15 protein-coding genes and 1 pseudogene are annotated in these 18604 nt (G+C 42.0%); 13 read left to right on the forward strand and 3 right to left on the reverse strand.

The features are described from left to right. Position 1: 1 nt before the first annotated feature. On the forward strand, positions 2 to 832 hold the full coding sequence (locus A8709_RS24800) for a carbohydrate ABC transporter permease (RefSeq protein WP_065856186.1): 831 nt from the start codon (positions 2 to 4) through the stop codon (positions 830 to 832). Between the two features lie 91 nt (positions 833 to 923). On the opposite strand, the gene A8709_RS24805 is transcribed toward A8709_RS24800, so the two are convergent. Further along, positions 924 to 3161: an AraC family transcriptional regulator gene (locus A8709_RS24805; protein ID WP_065856188.1), complete on the reverse strand. Its 2238-nt coding sequence runs from the start codon at positions 3159 to 3161 to the stop codon at positions 924 to 926. Between the two features lie 225 nt (positions 3162 to 3386). On the opposite strand from A8709_RS24805, the gene A8709_RS24810 reads away from it, so the two are divergent. The 11 genes and pseudogenes from A8709_RS24810 to A8709_RS24860 all read left to right on the forward strand — a co-directional run bounded on the left by A8709_RS24810 (position 3387) and on the right by A8709_RS24860 (position 14451). After that, a complete protein-coding gene (locus A8709_RS24810) occupies positions 3387 to 4298 on the forward strand; it encodes an ABC transporter permease (RefSeq protein ID WP_065856190.1) in 912 nt (303 codons plus the stop codon). A gap of 66 nt (positions 4299 to 4364) precedes the next feature. Further along, the gene (locus A8709_RS24815) at positions 4365 to 5204 is read left to right on the forward strand and encodes a carbohydrate ABC transporter permease (protein WP_065857340.1); all 840 of its coding nucleotides are present in this window, start codon (positions 4365 to 4367) and stop codon (positions 5202 to 5204) included. Between the two features lie 68 nt (positions 5205 to 5272). Next, positions 5273 to 6814, forward strand: coding sequence for an extracellular solute-binding protein (locus tag A8709_RS24820; RefSeq protein ID WP_065856192.1), 1542 nt, complete (start codon positions 5273 to 5275; stop codon positions 6812 to 6814). Positions 6815 to 6908: 94 nt separating this feature from the next. Continuing rightward, positions 6909 to 7928 (forward strand): dienelactone hydrolase family protein, encoded by a 1020-nt coding sequence (locus A8709_RS24825; RefSeq protein ID WP_065856193.1) that lies wholly within the window; start codon positions 6909 to 6911, stop codon positions 7926 to 7928. 113 nt (positions 7929 to 8041) lie between these two features. Then, on the forward strand, positions 8042 to 9196 hold the full coding sequence (locus A8709_RS24830; protein ID WP_065856195.1) for a glycoside hydrolase family protein: 1155 nt from the start codon (positions 8042 to 8044) through the stop codon (positions 9194 to 9196). 16 nt (positions 9197 to 9212) lie between these two features. After that, positions 9213 to 10789 (forward strand): annotated as a pseudogene (locus tag A8709_RS24835) (glycoside hydrolase family 43 protein). Between the two features lie 160 nt (positions 10790 to 10949). Further along, the gene (locus A8709_RS24840; protein WP_065856197.1) at positions 10950 to 11390 is read left to right on the forward strand and encodes an RrF2 family transcriptional regulator; all 441 of its coding nucleotides are present in this window, start codon (positions 10950 to 10952) and stop codon (positions 11388 to 11390) included. A gap of 96 nt (positions 11391 to 11486) precedes the next feature. Beyond that, complete coding sequence (locus A8709_RS24845) at positions 11487 to 12134, forward strand: NAD(P)-dependent oxidoreductase (RefSeq protein ID WP_065857342.1); 648 nt, start codon at positions 11487 to 11489, stop codon at positions 12132 to 12134. Positions 12135 to 12149: 15 nt separating this feature from the next. Next, positions 12150 to 12524 carry a DoxX family protein gene (locus tag A8709_RS24850; protein WP_065856199.1) on the forward strand — a complete coding sequence of 125 codons (375 nt, stop codon included), beginning with the start codon at positions 12150 to 12152 and terminating at the stop codon, positions 12522 to 12524. Beyond that, entirely contained in the window at positions 12524 to 13576 is a 1053-nt protein-coding gene (locus A8709_RS24855) for an LLM class flavin-dependent oxidoreductase (protein ID WP_065856202.1), read from the forward strand. Before A8709_RS24850 ends, A8709_RS24855 begins: the two co-directional genes overlap by 1 nt. Before the next feature lie 11 nt (positions 13577 to 13587). After that, positions 13588 to 14451 (forward strand): SDR family oxidoreductase, encoded by an 864-nt coding sequence (locus A8709_RS24860; protein WP_065856204.1) that lies wholly within the window; start codon positions 13588 to 13590, stop codon positions 14449 to 14451. A gap of 80 nt (positions 14452 to 14531) precedes the next feature. On the opposite strand, the gene A8709_RS24865 is transcribed toward A8709_RS24860, so the two are convergent. Further along, complete coding sequence (locus A8709_RS24865; RefSeq protein ID WP_065857344.1) at positions 14532 to 15377, reverse strand: oxidoreductase; 846 nt, start codon at positions 15375 to 15377, stop codon at positions 14532 to 14534. A gap of 71 nt (positions 15378 to 15448) precedes the next feature. Beyond that, entirely contained in the window at positions 15449 to 15835 is a 387-nt protein-coding gene (locus A8709_RS24870) for a MerR family transcriptional regulator (protein ID WP_065856205.1), read from the reverse strand. Positions 15836 to 16082: 247 nt separating this feature from the next. On the opposite strand from A8709_RS24870, the gene A8709_RS24875 reads away from it, so the two are divergent. Beyond that, positions 16083 to 18413 (forward strand): helix-turn-helix domain-containing protein, encoded by a 2331-nt coding sequence (locus tag A8709_RS24875; RefSeq protein WP_065856207.1) that lies wholly within the window; start codon positions 16083 to 16085, stop codon positions 18411 to 18413. Positions 18414 to 18604: the final 191 nt, after the last annotated feature.

Here is an 18604-nt window from a genome sequence, read left to right on the forward strand (position 1 = left end):
GATGAGAAAACAGAAAAGCATACTTGAGATTCTACTCTTTGCACTGACACTCGTCCTTGCCATTATCTTCTTCTTCCCGATTTACTTCAGTTTAATTTCTGCCTTTAAAAGCAATGGCGCGATTCTGCGGGATGCGATCGCATTCCCGACCAGCTGGTACGTAGACAGCTTCGTCTACCTGTGGACCAAAACGGATTTCCCAAGAGCCATGGTCAACTCGATTATTTTAACACTGAGTTCGATTATCGCGATGATTGCGATCATCCCAATGGCTGCATACGCGATTGAGCGCACGAATAAAAGATGGACGAATATGGTCTATATCTACTTTCTAGCAGGTATGATGATTCCATTTCAAGTCTATATGATTCCACTTTTCAAAGAGATGAAAATGATGGGCTTCTACGGCAGCTTGAGTGGGCCGATTCTCATCTACATCTCCGGTTCGGTAGGATTCGGCGTGCTGCTTTACACGAGCTTTCTCAAAGGAGTACCGCGTGAAATTGAGGAAGCAGCCGAAATCGATGGCTGCTCTAAATACGGCATTTTCTGGCGGATTGTGTTCCCTTTGCTCGGACCGTGCACAGCGAGCTTGGTCGTGCTCAATGGTCTCGGTATTTGGAACGACTTCTTGATGCCAAGTTTGGTACTGCCTTCGGATAAGCCTAAAACGATGATTGTTGAAATCTTCGGCTTCGTCGGCGAATATGCCTCACAATGGGATATGGTATTCGCAGGTACCGCGATTTCAATTATTCCTGTGTTGATTGCGTTCATTGCGTTGCAGAAATACTTTGTCAAAGGGATTGCCGCGGGAGCAACAAAAGGCTAATCGTGTTCTCATGCAGATTATTTAGCTCCTAATAATTAAAAAGCAGTCAAGAGGTTATGCCTCTGTGACTGCTTTTTTATCGTTCTCGAAACTACTCTTTTACAAATTCATTTCTATATTGACTTGGCGTGCATCCCGTAGCCTTTTTAAAAGCGCTAAAGAAGTGGCTTCTGGTTTGGAATCCTGTCTTGGATGCAATGACAGCTAACGTGTCCTCCGTGTTGACGAGTAAATATTTGACCTGCTCAATACGTTGAAGCAAGATAAAATCGGCTAAAGTGACCCCTGTGGCCTCTTTAAACAAGTGTCTTAAATAGCTAGATGAGAAGCCAAGATGGTCGGCAATGACATCCGTTGATAAGAGCGGATCCTGTAAGTGATCCTTTACATAGTCATTGATTTCTTGAACCAATTCCCCTTTGCGGCCGCCAATTTGATTCTGAATAAGGGTCTCCATGATGCTGAATATTTCTTGTTCGATCCAAGCTTGTGCTTCAGTGAGTGAAGAGAATCGATCTGCACGGAACTCTTCTAAGACAGATTCCTTCATCGTTGTGACCTTATTAAATGCTTTGTATAAGCTATAGACGATCATTTGTAATTGGAATAAGCACTCTGTATAGGAAACATGCTTGAGCTGGATAAGTAACCTGTCTAGCAGCACAGTAGAACGTTCCGCATCATTCTGTTTAATCGCTTGGATCAGTTCGTTCAAAGCACTTTGGTCAGGATAGATCTGTTCTTGTTGGAAGCTCTCTTCTAAGTCAGCGTCACAATAAATCTTATTCTCCCCGTTAAAAAATTTAAGGAGAGATAGTTCATACACATCCTGATAGGATTGGCGCAAGTTATTCTGGATAGATAAAATACTGCTCAAAGCGAGGGAAGTTCGAATTTGCAGCCATTTTTCGATTTGGAGTCCTACGTTTTCTAAGAATAATGTGATATCTGATTGACTTGTATTCTCGGTGAAATTACGGGCACCTACCAATAAAACAATATGATCACTGCCCATATCGACGGATTCACATGTGTAATCTGCTTCTCGGAAGATTTCTTGTGCAATATTGCCCATTGCATATTTAAGCAGCTTTCGCGAGTTGTAATTATACGTATCGACGAAATATTTGTAGGTTTCAATCCGCAAGATAGCTAGATGAAGGTATTCATATGCCAATAACGGAGACACTTCGTTACGAATATTTCCCGCAAGCTTTGTGCCTTGTAGCAGCCATTGGCGTAGAAATTCTTCTTTCGCAATATGACGATAATCCTTGAGCGAATGATTCATATCTTGAAGAGAATCCATGAGATACGTAAATCCACTTCGAATAATGTCCGCATCTGCGCCGGATTGTTGAATGGAATGAATGCCAAGCATATTTTGTAATTCCTCGGATAGTTTACGAAAAGGACTTAATGTTCGACGTGAACTCCAAGCGAATAATAGCAGCATGAGGAGCATGAGTACAATACACCAAAAGGCTAACTTTTGTTTAAAAGAATCAATGTTTTGAGTCAAGTAGCTCTCATCGACAACAAAATGCATGATCCATTGTTCAATCGGCAGCTCGGCAGATGAAATCTTTCTTTGATCCTTACCAAACGAGTAGGTAATCGGTTGAAACGGCTTATCCGGAACCTGATAGTAGGTGTCGGTCAGCGAAACATTCGAAATGTGCTCACCGAGCATGATCTGTTTGTTTTTATCCGTAATATTGATTTGTAAACCAATGGTATCTTCGTTCTGCAGCAGAAACTTCTGAAGTTGATCTTTATTTAGCAAAATGACTAAGTAGCCAGAATTCGTTGATTGTGTGTTCGGCATGATCATTCCAATATAGGACTCATTGCCGACTGTATGATTGAAATAGGAAATGTAGGATGGACGTTCCTCCAGAATCTTTCGAATGATACCTTGATCTTGAAAAGTATTGAAATCCTGCAGACTTGTTGATGTATCTATGACTTTACGCGTTTTCGTATTTACCAAATAGATGGAATGAATGAAAGGCTGTAGGGATGCGAAGCGGCTAGCTGCATTGAAAGCATCTGCATCACTGAGTGGATCTCGCTGATCCGTGATAAGCCAATAGCTAATTGCCGTGTCCTGAGAGGTACTTACACCAAAGGAACGGATATTATCAAAAGTAAATAAGGTGTTTTGATAAGAATGCCTCATCTTAGCTAAAGAGAAGGTGTTAACGTCAGCCGTTGCTTGTTTGGAATATTCGTAAGACATGAATAAGGTAAAGGTAAGTAAGATCATGAATAACAAGCTGAGCATGGGAAACAGCAGAGGCATTTTGATCCGAGTTATGATTTTCATGAGTATCCCCCTCTAATAGCTAACTTCTATTATAGGAAAGGTCGTTGCTTCACGAAAGTACTTATTCTGCTTCGTTGTATTCAATGTGGCTATTCGCATCTCTACAGCCATTTGAAGGACTAAATCGCCAATCTTCTGACTTTACCGGTCCTAGCCCAGCGAATTATGATGAGCACATCGACAAGAGCTAACATTACAACAGAAAAGGTTTGAGGTGATTAACAGATGGGTTTCTTCAGAGAAATCAGAAAAAATGTCGATCTCTACATATTGGCATTGCCTGGTCTTTTGTTTCTACTTATTTTCGCATACGTCCCTATGTCGGGTCATTTACTCGCGTTTAAGAAGTATCAACTTACGAATGGCATTTGGGGAAGTCCCTGGGTTGGATTTGATAATTTCAAATTCTTCTTTCAAGGGCATGATTGGATTCAGGTAACCTTCAACACATTGTTCCTTAATGGATTATTCATTATCTTCAGTCTGCTCATCTCTGCAAGCATGGCGATCCTCTTAAATGAGATTCGTGTGAAGTTGTTTAAAAAACTAGCACAATCCATCATATTCCTGCCCTATTTTATCTCATGGTTAGTGGTTAGTTTAATGGTGTTTGCCATCTTAAATACAGGTGACGGCTTGCTGAACAAACTCCTGATCGCCGTCGGACTTCCCGAAGTAGCTTGGTTCCAGAAGTCCGGTGCCTGGCCAGCTATTTTAACTATTATCTATGTATGGAAATTTGCAGGCTACTACTCAGTTATTTTCCTTGCTTCTATTACAGGAATCTCATCCGATTATTATGAAGCTGCTGAGATCGATGGAGCATCACGGTTACAACAAATCATTCATATCACGGTTCCTTTGCTCAGACCCATTATCATCATGCTTGCCTTACTGGGTGTCGGTCGGATTTTCTATGGTGACTTTGGCATGATTTATGGCATCGTTGGTGACAATGGAGTCCTCTTCTCGACAACGGATGTTATTGATACGTATTCGTTCCGTGCTCTGCGTCAGCTAGGAAATTTCAGTATGTCGGCAGCCGTTGTTTTTTATCAATCTATGATGGGATTGATTTGTATCCTTGTGTTTAACGGATTAGTCCGCAAAATCGATAAAGATTCAAGTTTGTTCTAGGGGGTTAACCGTTTGAATGCTAAACTGAAAAACCGGTCGTTGGGTGAAAAAACATTTGGACTGAGTATGAACTTAATTGTTTTGTTATTTGCTTTGTTTTGTTTCTTGCCATTCTGGCTCGTCTTCATTGGTTCTTTTGCTTCAGAAGCCAGCTTTATGAAACATGGGTATCAATTGCTACCGAGCTCTTTGACGCTAGATGCGTATAAATTCATTTTACAAGGCGATCAAATCTTCCGAAGTTACCGGGTGTCTATTCTCGTCACAGTTATAGGAACTGCACTCTCTGTCATCATTACAGCGATGTATGCCTATGTAATTGCAAACCGTAAAGTTAAATATCGCAATATTCTTTCATTCCTTACGTATTTTACGATGGTTTTTGGCGCCGGATTGGTCGGATTCTACATCTTAATCGCTAACTGGCTGCATCTGAAGGATTCCGTTTGGGCACTCATTTTACCGTATCTGTTAAATCCATTTTATGCATTTATACTTGTATCCTTTTATCGGACATTGCCATATGAAATTAATGAATCAGCGACCATAGATGGAGCTAGAGAAATTCGGATTTTCTTCAAAATTATTTTGCCCATCACGGCTCCAGCCATTGCTACGATCACGCTATTTTATGCGCTGCAATATTGGAACGACTGGTGGTTATCACTCCTATTTATCGATAATTACAAGCTGCATCCGCTTCAAATGATGATTCGTCAGCTTATTTCGAACTTAAATGTTTCCTCATATGTTTCAGGCAGCAGCACTGCCTACACGGTATCAGCACCTACGAATGTTGTTCAAATGGCTACTGTGTGCTTAACGATCGGTCCTATCGTACTGGTATATCCTTTCGTTCAGAAATATTTTGTCAGCGGATTGACTGTTGGTGCAATTAAAGGGTAATGTTGTTCCCCGGATGAAGCCGGTTGAGCATATAGGAAGATGGATGATATAAAGGGAGGCACACAAAAATGAAAAAATGGTTTAGCTTAGGGATGACAGCAGTTACCGTTATGGCAGTGTTAGCAGGATGTAGTAATGGAGAAAAGGCTGCGGAATCTACAACTTCCCCAGCTGCAACAAGCGCACAACAATCTCCAGCTGTGAAGAAGAATGACCCCGTTACACTTAAAATCATGATTCCAGGTGATCGCCCGAAAGATTTCGATACCGTGATTGCAGAAGCCGAAAAACGTATGTCAGGTACACTTAACGTGAAGCTGAACGTTGTTTTCGTACCGTTCTCAGATATTGCTCAGAAAACACAAGTTACGCTTGCATCAGGTGAAGATGTGGATTTAGTATTTGATGCACCCTGGGTTCACTTGAGCCAAATGGTAGCAGGTAACTATTATGAACCCTTAGATGATTTACTTAAACAATATGGTCCAGACATATTAAAAACGAGATCTGACCAATTATGGAATTCTAATAAATATAACGGCAAAATTATGGCGATCCCGCTTACCAATTCCTATTATCAAGGCCGTATTTTCTACGTGCGTAAAGACTTGCGAGATAAATATGGTATAGCCCCAATTAAGACGTACGATGATTTGATCAATTTTGCCAAAGTTATCAAAGAAAAAGAAACCAACATTGCACCGATAATCTCGAACAAAGGTCCGATGGATTGGGCGAACTTCCGAAAAGTATTCGATTATGACAGCCACATTGATGATACACAAATTGGTACGAATGGCGTTCTCTTCTTAAAAAATAACGACGGTAAGGTCTACAATATGTTTGATCAAATGGATCCAACGGTTTGGAACTGGATTACCGATGTTAGGAAACTATATACCGATAAATTGATGTATCAAGATGTGCTATCCGTTAAGGATGCCAAGGCAGAGTATAAAGCGGGTAAAGCAGCCATTATTAACACCAATGATTTCGGTGTGAATGCAGACGATGCAGCTGCTGTGAAGAAGAGCGTAAATGGCGAAATTGAAGCTGTAACATTGTTTAAACAAGAGAAGGGGGCGAATGTGTCTACCTACCAAGCTTGGAATTTTCTTGCTCTGACACATGTCAGCAAAAACAAAGAACGTGCGATTCAATTCTTAAACTGGACCCAGCAAAAAGATAATTATGATTTGCTTGCTTACGGAATTAAGGGTAAAAACTGGGAGCCTGTAGGCGACGATCAGTACAAAAAGCTTGATAATGACTATGCTTGGTTCCCGTATGCATGGCTTTGGAATCCAATTTTGGATCGTTATGATCAAAGTCTAGGCGCGGAGACGATCGCACTTAACAAATACACAGCAGTTGGTGAAAACTTCACACCGAGTAAATTAGCTGGATTTACTTTCGATTCTGCTTCTGTGGCTAATGAAGTTGCACAACTGAACACACTTCGGGACAAGTACATGGATCCTATCTTTAATGGGGTAGTTGACCCGCAAACGTACTGGGATAAATATAAATCCGAAGCGAGTTCCGCTGTTAAGAAAATTCAAACTGAAATGCAAAAGCAAATCGATGCTTTCTTAGCTACTAAAAAATAAAAAATGTCCAACTGTCGTAAGGGTAATCCACTTACGACAGTTTTCATATGGAACACATGACAAATGAATGTAGTTTTGTGAGGAGGATGTACTTATGTGGTATGCAGACAATTTTCTTGCATCCGAATATGAAAAATCAAGAAACCAAGGGCAAGATCCTCTTAGGCAAGCGGACGATCGGAAAGTATATTTAAGAGAAGTTTTAGCACAGTCCATCGGTACTTTTGAGATGCAGGAAAATCATACACCCGTTCTTTTAGAAGAAATAGATTGTGGCACCTATATACGAAAGCGAGTGGAACTATCTGCTACGCCAGGATTAACTTTCCCTGCTTATATCTTAGTCCCAAAAGGATTTGAGAAGAGAAAATTGCCAGGCGTAATAGCCGTTCACGGTCATGGATACGGGAGTAGACAAATTCTAGGTATGCATCCAGACGGCTCATGGGATGAGGGACAGCCTGGCATTTATGGTAACTTTGCCATCGAATTAGTTCATCGTGGGATGGTCGTGATTGCACCAGATGTCGTCGGATTTGGAGAGAGAAGGCTACAATCGGACTTAAAGGAAGACCCTAATGCTCCCAGCTCTTGTTATACGATGGCTGCTCAGTTGTTAATGGTTGGTAAGACATTGACGGGACTCCGAGTTCAAGAGGCTATATGTACATTAGAATATTTTAGTGGTCTAGATGAAGTAGACCCAGAGCATATTGGAATTATGGGTTTCTCAGGAGGCAGTTTGATTGCTTTCATTGCCTCCGTCCTAGACGAACGGTTACGAGCAACTGTGTTAGCAGGCTTCCCGAATACATTCAAGGAAAGTATTCTTGCGGTTCACCATTGTCTATGTAACTATACCCCAGGTATTCTAAATCATGCTGAATTACCGGAGCTTATTAGCTTAATTGCGCCTAGACCGCTGTTTCTGGAGTCAGGGGCGGATGATCCCATTTTTCCAAAAGAAGGATTTATAAAAGCGATCGAAGAGATTCAAGCTGCATATACGATTATTGGTAAGCCGGATCATTTGGCAACAGATCTTTTCCCTGGTGCTCATGAGATTAGCGGAAGACTGTCGTACGATTGGATGTATGACAAACTAACAGAATAAGTTTAGGATATTGCTAAAAAAACCGCATATTTAACATAAAAAACTGTACATGACCTAGTGGTATGATGAAATCATATCAAAATAAATAAACTTAAGGGGTAGGAGAAATGAGCATGCTTGGGGCACAAGATCAAATTTGGCTGGAGAATGTGATTGGCAAAATAAAAACGAAAATGGACTGGGTTAGCGAAAAGTCCAAACATAAAATTCCGTATACGACCATTAACGGCACACATGATAATCGCATCGTGGACAATCCCACAGGTACAGAAACAGACGAAATTAATTGGTGGACCAATGGTTTCTGGGGCGGCATGATGTGGCTTATGCATCACGAAACCGGTAACGACAAATATAAAGAAATCGCACAAATTTCCGAAAAAGAATTAGATCGCTGTTTTGATGAATTTTATGGCTTGCATCATGATGTTGGTTTTATGTGGTTGCCAACAAGTGTGGCGAACTATAAAGTGACGCAAAATCCGGAATCTCGCAAAAGAGCATTACATGCCGCTGTTCTACTCGCAGGTCGCTTTAATCTGGCAGGTGGATTTATCCGTGCATGGAACGATTTAGAGGGCTCCGATACAAGAGGCTGGGCGATCATTGATTGCATGTTCAATATTCCGCTCCTGTACTGGGCTTCAGAAGAAACCGGCGACCCACGATTCAAGCAAATCGCGATGAAGCATGCCGATACGTGCATGACAGCTTTTGTTCGCCCAGATGGATCTGTTAATCACATTGTAGAATTTGATCCATTTGAAGGCGGAGTAGTTAAAACATATGGTGGCCAAGGATATGAAGAAGGCTCTTCCTGGACGAGAGGACAGACTTGGGCGCTATATGGGTACATGATGAGCTATATTCATACGCAAAAGGATGAGTATCTGCAAACCGCGAAACGAATAGCCAACTATTTTATTGCGAACATACCTGCGGATGGCGTGATTCCAGTTGATTTCCGGCAGCCGAAAGAACCGAAGCGCGAGGATGATACGGCTGCAGCAATTGCAGCATGCGGTTTAATTGAGATTGCGAAAGTCGTAGGCGAGCATGAAAAGGATCTGTACTTGGGCGCTGCGTTGAAGATGCTCCAAGCCTTGGATAGCTCACGCATCAATTGGACAACAGAGAGTGATAGTTTAGTTCAATATGGTACAGCTGCTTATCATTCGGCAAACCATCATCACCCGATTATTTATGGTGACTATTACTTCATGGAAGCGATTTTCAAGCTAAAAGGAAACGATTTGTATCTGTGGTAGTGAGGAGTACGAAAGCATGATTCAAAATCCAATTCTGCGTGGCTTCAATCCGGATGCATCGATCATACGGGTTGAAGATGATTATTATATCGCAACATCTACCTTTGAATGGTTCCCAGGCGTGCTCATCCATCATTCCAAAGATTTAATGAACTGGAGACCGTTGGTTCGTCCATTAGATCGCGTGAGTCAGCTTGATTTGCGTGGTGTGCCAAGTTCAGGCGGTATTTGGGCACCATCTTTAAGCTACTCGGATGGTACTTTTTATTTGTGTTTTACGAATGTGGTTGGTCGAAAAGGCGTGTATAAAGATCTGCACAACTATATTGTGACGGCGCCTTCAATTGAAGGGCCTTGGTCAGAACCCATTTATCTGAATTCCAGCGGTTTCGATCACTTTTTGTTCCACGATACGGATGGCCGGAAGTATTTGTTTAAATGCAGTGGGATTTTCGTAAAAACAAAAGTAGATTCGCTGGTATCATTATGCAGGAGTTTTGCTCGCTGGAAAGCAAGCTGATCGGCGAAATCAAACTGATTACGAAAGGGACAGATTTGGGTGTGACGGAAGGCCCGATGGTGTATAAAAAGGATGGCTTCTACTATTTGCTGGTAGCCGAAGGTGGAACAGGGCCGATGCATGCTGCAACACTCATGCGAGCGACTTCCATCGACGGTCCTTATGAAGTTGACCCGGATTACCCAATTATCACGACAAGAAATACGCCAGATCATCCTTTGCAAAATGCAGGCCACGGCTCCTTAGTGGAAACACAGCTGGGGGACTGGTACATGGTGTTCATTTGTTCTCGTCCTCTTTCTGATGGCAACAAGCTCAGTCCATTGGGACGAGAAACTTCACTGCAAAAAGTAACATGGACATTGGACGGTTGGCTACGATTAGCAACTGGCGGTAAGCAGCCGCAGCTGTATATTCCGGAAACGGAACTAATTCCGCATCCGTTTACACCGGACCCGGTTCGGGATGATTTCGACGCAACGAGTCTCAGCGTGCATTGGCATACGCTTCGAGTTCCGGCTGACGAGTCATGGTTAAGTTTAACCGAGCGTCCTGGTTTCTTGCGATTGCAGGGAAGAGAATCGCTGACCTCTTTGCACAACCAAAGCCTCGTAGCAAGACGCATTCAAAGCTTCCAGTGTGAGATGGTGACATGTGTGGAGTTTGAGCCGGAAACTTTTACTCAAATGGCGGGTCTGGTTCTCTATTATGATGAATCCGATCATTACTATCTGCGTATTTCCCATGATGAAGAACTTGGTAAGCATCTAGCGATCATCGTGAGTGACCAGGGTCAATATGATGAACTAGAGGTTTATGTACCGATTCCTGAAGGGGAGCGCATCTATCTGAAAGCTACAATGGATTTCGATAAGATTCAATTCTCGTATAGCTCAGACGGTCATTCGTGGGAACCTATCGGTCCGACTCTGTACGCTGGTAATCTTGCGGACAGTTACCAGCATAAATTATCTTTTACTGGCGCTTTCGTGGGGCTTTGTGTACAGGATTTGCGAGGAACTCGCTTGCATGCGGACTTCGACTTTTTTAATTATGAGGAACTGGATGCCTAGGTTTAGTTGCTAAAAGAATATTGTATCGTGAAGAGCCAGTAAACCATTAGGTTTCTGGCTCTTTGTATGTATAAAAACAAATGACTTGCATAGATCATTTATATTGATTATACTGTGCTTATAAAAGTAACATTTAAATGATGGATTGGAGGGTGAATAGATGAGTACCGCATCTCGTGGCGTTCACATTGGTCCCCCTCGTCTCAAAATAGCGATTCATGCGGTTGTTTGGTTAGCTAAAAGCGGTAGTATGCTAACCAGTGCGATGATTGCCAGTCAAGTCGATTCACATGCTACGTTTATGCGCAGAGTGATGCAATCGTTGACCCAGGCAGGAATCGTTGATTCTAAGGGGGGGCGTGAAGGTGGTTATTTTTTGCGGAAATCTTCCTCAGAGATTACTTTAGGCGATATTTATGAAGCCATAAGTAGTTTCTCGCATGAAGCCGAAGAAGAAGTGGATTGCGGAGAAGCGGGAGAACAACTAGATGTTGAGCTTGAAAAAATTCTCCATGAAGCCGAATTAATTACCATCGAGTTTTTGCGAAATTATACAATTGCTCAATTGATGGATCGCGTTGAATTCTTTAAGGAAGAGTGAAATGTAGTCGAATTATCAAAGTTGCACTCCAATGCAACTTTTTCTTTGAATTAAAATGTGCTTTTTTTAAGCACGGAAAAGGAGCGGAGTATGCAAATGCATATAACCATTTTTGGTGCCAGTGGCGCTATAGGCAAAATCGTACTTGAACATGCCTTAAGAAATAAAGGAAATGTGGTCACGGCTTTTGTAAGAAGACCTGATAGTCTGAAAGTGACATCTCCCAATTTGAACTTAATTGTGGGAGAGTTAACGGATCAGAATTTGATTAAAAAAGCGATTGAGCAGGCGGATGTCGTGATTAGCACACTCGGTCCAGCATTAGATACATCGCGCAAATTGAAAGGAACACCGATTGCAGACGGTCATGAAATGATCATCCAGGTCATGGAACAACTGAATAAAAAAAGATTCATCACGTTAGCCACACCTACAGTGAAATCAAATGAAGATAAGAAACAGTTTACCACAATTGTTCCAGGGATCATGGCGAAGCTGCTTTTCCCGAATGGTTATCATGAGATGAAAAAAGTCGAGCAGTTGATTAAGAAGTCATCGTTGGATTGGACTGTTGTTCGCATTATTAATCCAAATGTGAAGCACAAGAATAACGCGTACGATTTTTCGTTTGGTGATAAGCCTGCCAAAATGGCAGTTTCACGCGAAAATGTAGGGGCTTTCATGTATCGAATAGCCTCAGAACATTTATATAGGCATAGAATGCCCATTATTTTTAATAATTAAAGGAGATGAATGGAGATGACTATTTTTTCTATCGTTTTGCAAAGTTTGTTGGAACTCATGTTTTTAATGGCTGGTTTAGGGAAAATCTCTGGTTCCAAGATGCATGTTGAGGGCTTTAAGCATTGGAGGCTGCCGCAATGGTTCCGAGTTGTTACGGGGATCATTGAATTTGTCGGCGCGGCTGTATTAATTGTAGGTTATTGGGACTCAAGCTGGGTGGCTTTAGGAGCATTAATACTTGGTATTACAGCGATCGGTGGTATTATTACACATATGCGGGTGAAGGACTCCTTCAAAGAAACGTTCATGATTCTTCTTCTTGCCATTATCGGCATTGTGTTATTTGCAATTAATGCTTCTGATCTTGCTGATTTTCCGGGGTTTAACTAATGAAGAACAATGAATTTGAATTTGGTATATATTCGTTAGGTGAATTAATTCCGGGACCATCGGGACAGACGCAAAGTGCGAAAAGCAGGATAGATGATATTATTGCAATGGCAAAGCTGGCTGATGAAGCGGGTCTTGATCTTTTTGGGATCGGCGAACATCATCGATTGGATTTTGTCACTTCTTCCTATGCAATGATTCTGGCGGCCATCGCTCAAGCGACGAAAAACATCCGACTGACAAGTACATTATCCGTTATCAGCACGGCTGATCCAGTGCGAGTATATGAGGATTTTGCAACGCTAGATCTGATTTCAGGCGGACGTGCTGAACTCATTGCTGGTCGTGGAGCTTTCTTGGAATCATTTGAGCTCTTTGGGGCGGATTTAAGGAAATACGATGAGTTGTTTGAAAATAAATTAGAGTTAATGATGCAATTGATTAAGAAAGAGCGAGTATCGTGGCAAGGGCAATTCCGTCCAGCGTTGCACAATGCAGCAATTGCTCCGCGGCCGTTTCAACCATCAATTCCACTCTGGATTGGCGTTGGTGGGACACCAGAAAGTGCAGCTAGAGCAGGCAGATTGGGTGTCAACATGGCGCTTGGTATTTTAGGCGGAGACCCCAGGAGGGTTAAACCGCTTGTCGATATCTACCGAGCTGCAGGTAAAGCAGCAGGTCATGACCCATCTCAGCTAAGGGTTTCCGTCACGGGTCACTCTTACATTGCCGAAACCTCAATACAAGCACTCGATGAATTCCACCCGCATTACAACAATTATTTTGGCTATTTTCTAAAAGAGCGTGGACAACGATTCTCGGTATCGCGTTCAGAATTAGATGTAATGACTGCTCCAGACAATGTACTTGCAGTCGGCAGTCCACAGCAACTTGTAGAAAAAATATTGTACCAGCATGAATTATTTGGGCATAGCCGGTTTATGGGCCAATTCGATATGGGCGGACAGTCACTCTCGAAAGTAGCAAAGGCTATTGAACTTTTAGCGACGGAAGTCGCACCTGCTGTACGCAAAGCGCTTAAACAAAAATAGGGGGTAAAACAATGAAAATCATGGTAACAGGTGCGACTGGGCAACTGGGATCTTTGGTCGTAGAATCTTTATTGAAATCAATACCGGCTGAGAACCTGGCAGTCAGCGTACGGGATCCGCAAAAAGCTATTGCTTTGAGCGAACGCGGTGTGGACGTTCGATTTGGGGATTTCAATCAACCTGAGTCACTGGTTCCTGCTTTCACGGGAATTGATCGACTTCTTATTATTTCAACGGGAGATTTGGAAAATCGTTTGCAACAGCAACTCACTGCTGTGAAGGCAGCACAACAAGCAAATGTAGGTTTTATCGCCTATACAAGCGCTTCGAATGCAACTGAAAGCAAGTTTATTCTTGCAAATGATCACCGGATCACAGAGGAAGCCATTCGGGAAACTGGGATTCCTTTTTCAATGTTGCGCAATAACTGGTATATAGAGAATGAGACCGGTTCTATTCAAGCGGTATTGAATGGAGCACCTTGGGTAACGGCAATCGGATCTGGCAAGATCGGTTGGGCAAGTCGGAGAGATTTTGCAGAAGCTGCTGCAATCGTACTTGCAGGAGAAGGACACGATAATACGGTGTATGAATTAGCAGGTAAACCTTCAACGCAAGAGGAGTTTGTGGCAATTGTCGCAGATGTTATCGGAAAACAAGTCGATGTTCAACAGGTGAATGACGGAACCTATGCTAGTGTAATGAGTAATGTCGGTATGCCGGAAACGATGATTCCTTTTCTTGTTATGATCCAAAGCGGGCTACGTGACGGCGGGATGGATGTGGAGAGTACAGATCTTCCGAAATTACTTGGCAGAAAACCAACGTCTCTTAAAGAAGTCATTCAACATATTGTAAGCAACATTCAGCAATAAAAGTGGAGAGATCTTCAGTATTGCTCTGAAGGGTTGTCCGACTATGAAAGTCAGACAACCCTTTAATTAAATAAATATTCTTATTTTTTGAAGTCGGCGTTAATCGTTGTTTCTTTCCATTCTTCGATACTTGCAAGTAAGTTTGTGAATTTATATGTGGCTGCTTTATAAGCCGCTTCTCCAAGTAGTAGACGAAGAGGTGGTTTATCTGCTTCAACGACTTTAATAACCGCTTGGGCAGCTTTAGTTGGGTCGCCAGCTTCTTGCCCTGCCCCCCGCTGGACAGCATTCAGCATTTGGCCCACAAATGATTCCTTTAATTCAGATATGGCTGTTTCAGTTTTAACAGAAGAACGACCGCCCCAGTCCGTACGGAAGCCGCTTGGTTCGATCAGTGTCACATGAATGTTGAAAGGGGCTACTTCTTGTGCAAGACTTTCGGAAATTCCCTCTACGGCATATTTGGTTGCGTGATAATAGCCAAGTGTCGGGAAAGAGGTCAAGCCACCGATAGATGAGAAGTTAATAATGTGGCCTGATTTCTGGCTTCTCATATGTGGGAGTACGGAGTTTGTCACATGCATGAGTCCCCAAAAGTTAATTTCAAACATTTTGCGGGTTTCTTCTTCGACACTTTCCTCAACGGAACCGAAATAACCAATACCGGCATTGTTTATGAGAACATCAATACGGCCAAACTTCTCAATTGTTTTGGCAACAGCACGATCGATTTGATCTTGATTGGTCACGTCTAATGACAGAGCCAGTGTGTTTGCTTCAGATTTAGCAGTAATATCCTGAATCTGCTCCACATTGCGGGCTGTCACGACAACTTTATATCCTGCATCAATCGCATGCTCCGCGATTTGACGGCCAAATCCAGTTGAGCATCCTGTAATAAACCATACTTTTTCTAGTTGAGACAACATAATCACTCCTTCAAGTTTATCTATTTCGTAGTCTACTACTTAAAGTTAACTTGAAGTCAATAGGGGATTTAAATTAAAGTTTCTGTACTCGTCATCTTCTTATGCATCAAGATATCATAAATCGCGATTTTGCGAATGATTTTTTCTAGATGAAATTGGGTTTGAGCTACTGTTTTCTCCACTTTCATTTTGTGCTCGGACAGAAAATCTCTCCTTGCGTTCAGTGTCTCATCTCCCTGACGAATAAGCGCTGTATAGGATTTGATCTCCTCAATCGACATGCCAGTATCTTTCAATGCAACGATTAATTCGAGCCAATTCAATACTTCTTCTGTATATTCTCTTCTCCCGCGAGCATTCCGATTCACATTAGGCAGAATTCCTTCTTGCTCATAATAACGGAGAGTAGAGGCGGGTATTCCGATAATTTTTTCGATCTCACTGATGCTATACATCGTGGATAATCCCCTTTTTCATTTAAGTTGACTTTAATTAAATTATACAATAGGATCGCCCATTCAAGCTACCTGCTGTCCAACGATGAAATCGGCATTGATTTTTATTTAAATAGTTAAAAAAGCGCATACATGTGTTAAAAAACTGCATCCAAGTTCCATTAACCATTTGATACAGTAAAAAGAGGCGACCTATCTATATCGGCTGTCTCTTTTTTCTTTTGCCATAAACCAGAGGAGGAACGTGATGAGAAGCTTGCAAGCCTTCCTGAAAAATAGAAATATGTTGATTCGAATTATTTTGTCCTATCTTTTGGTAGGACTTTTAGTCATTGGTGTACTGACATTTGTCATCGCGTCCAAAGTTTCACGAAGTTTAACTGAACAAATTGATCGTTCAACCGATACGGCCATTGAACAGTCTTTCAATACAGCGAACATCTTATTGACATCTACATTCACTAATTTCGGAAGTGCATTTAACGGTCCTGAAATTCAGATGAGTTTTTATAATATGGATTTCAATACGAGTGAATTCGGTAGAATTGGCAACAAACTCTATGAATTAACAAGTACGAATCCCTTGATCCACTCGATCTACTTACTGAATGATCAGAAGAAGCTGGCGTTCTCATCACTTAGCACCGTTAAATCGTTTGACGACTTCTATGACCCAGATGTGCTTAATCTATTGGCAAATATTCTGCCGAATCGCTCGAACATCTTTTATCCCCGTCATATCAATTATGCCATCTATGATAGGAAATATGAGATGAATGTGATTTCTCTCCTATTTCTAAATGCGGTTGGCAAGGTTTCGAATGGCGCGATGGTGCTTAATTTGGACCAGCGTACACTTCAAAGTATGGTCATGAACGGGGCCCAAAGCAGTTTGTTCGAATCCATGATATTGAATAAACAAGGCACCGTAATTACCCATTCCACGAACGAGATGATTAACAAGAATTTAACAGAAGAGTCGTATGTTCAGTCGATTAACAACTCTCCTAAGTCGAAAGGTTCCTTTGAATTCAAAAAAGAAGGTCGAAATTACCGGGTTTCCTATATTAAATCTGAAAGCTTAGGATGGACGTTCATTGGTTTAATTGATTATGAGAATCTTCTGAGTGAAGTCAGGGAAACACAAAGGTTTATTTTAATGGTGACAGGTTGTTTACTCATAATTGTTTTACTTGTAGGCGGATTCTTTACGAAGTGGATTTACGGTCCTATTCATCGTCTTCTAGCGAAAGTGAATCACTCCACCGGAGGGAACAATAAGCTACAAGGAGAATCCGAATTAGATGTACTAGGGAGAACTTTTTTTTACTTAGATCATCAGATTCAGGATTTGCAGTTAAGTGTGCAGGATTATCGTTCGGCCAAAAGGCATGAAGTGCTTCGCTTACTGACATCCGGAGGTTGGTCGAACGAAGAGGAGATGGCTAGAAAACTGGCCCGCGTGGGAATTGAATTTACTTATCCGAGATATGTCGTATGCTTGCTTCGACTCGATGCCTACCGTCAGCTGCTAGCCACTTATAAGCAATCTGATATTGCCTTGTTGAGATATGCGATATCAAATATAGCCGTTGAGGTTAGCTCTAACCGAATGCCAGCAGTTTGTTTTGACTCTGGTGATGATGGTATTGCAATGATTGTGAACGTGCATGAGAATGCTGAGCTCGAGCCCCATCTCACGGAGATGCTGCAGGATATACAAGACAATGTGGTTCGATTTTTACATTTATCCCTCTCGATTGCAGTGGGATCGGAGAGCTTACGTTTATCGGAAATCGAATGCTCAAGGGAGGCAGCCAAGCTTGCTTTCGCTTATCGCATTATCTCAGGGAACGGAGCTATTATTCATTCAGGCATTGAAAAGTCAAGAGAGTCTCTGCAAGACAACCTAGTGTCTGCCATGGAGAAACAGATCACCGATCAGCTGAAGCTCGGTGATATGGCGGGTATCAGAGAAGCCTTTGCTTCCTTCCTTGCCTATACCCGCCAAGCTACGCCAGATGAGATGATGCTCAGCTTGACTCAATTGCTCATTTCTACTGCCCGAACGGCTAAAGCAATGACCATGCAGAGTAGCAATGGGTCAATCATGGATATCAGCAGCCTCATGTTTGCGCTTAATGAGTTGGAGACGCTAGAGGAAATCGAGGCTTGGTATTTAGATGTATGTGAGCAAGCGATAGGCTCTAGAGACTTGCAATCGCAACAGAAGAACAAGTGGATTGTAGACAAAATAATTCAGCATATTCATGAGCAGTATGCAGACCCGAACTTAACCGTGGAGTCATTGGTGGAAGTCGGAGGTCTCTCCATGAATTACATGCGCAAAGTATTCAAAGAGATTGCAGGACAATCGATTACGTCTTATCTGAGCGACTACCGTTTTACCAAAGCCAAAGAACTGCTAGTTAAAACTGATCTTCCGGCAAATAAAATTGGTGAGATGGTAGGGATGGAAAATACGAATTACTTTTATGTTTCTTTCAAAAAGCATTGTGGCAAGACGCCGGATCATTATAGGAAGCATCATAAGTTCAGCAGCATACAAGAAGCGTGATCGTAAGTATTCCAGCAAATGAGCATGTTTAAATTCCAATGGCGAGCATATGAACTTTGGCAAGATAAGTTCATATGTTCGCCTTTTTAGTTGATAAAAGCATAAATAATTGAAAGTAGTGTAATTTCACACATGGATTTCGGTGGAAATCAGTGATTTTGGCTAGATCTTAAACTTTTAAGAAGTGATGA

Source organism: Paenibacillus pectinilyticus, assembly GCF_001700435.1.
Lineage (GTDB): Bacteria > Bacillota > Bacilli > Paenibacillales > NBRC-103111 > Paenibacillus_E > Paenibacillus_E pectinilyticus.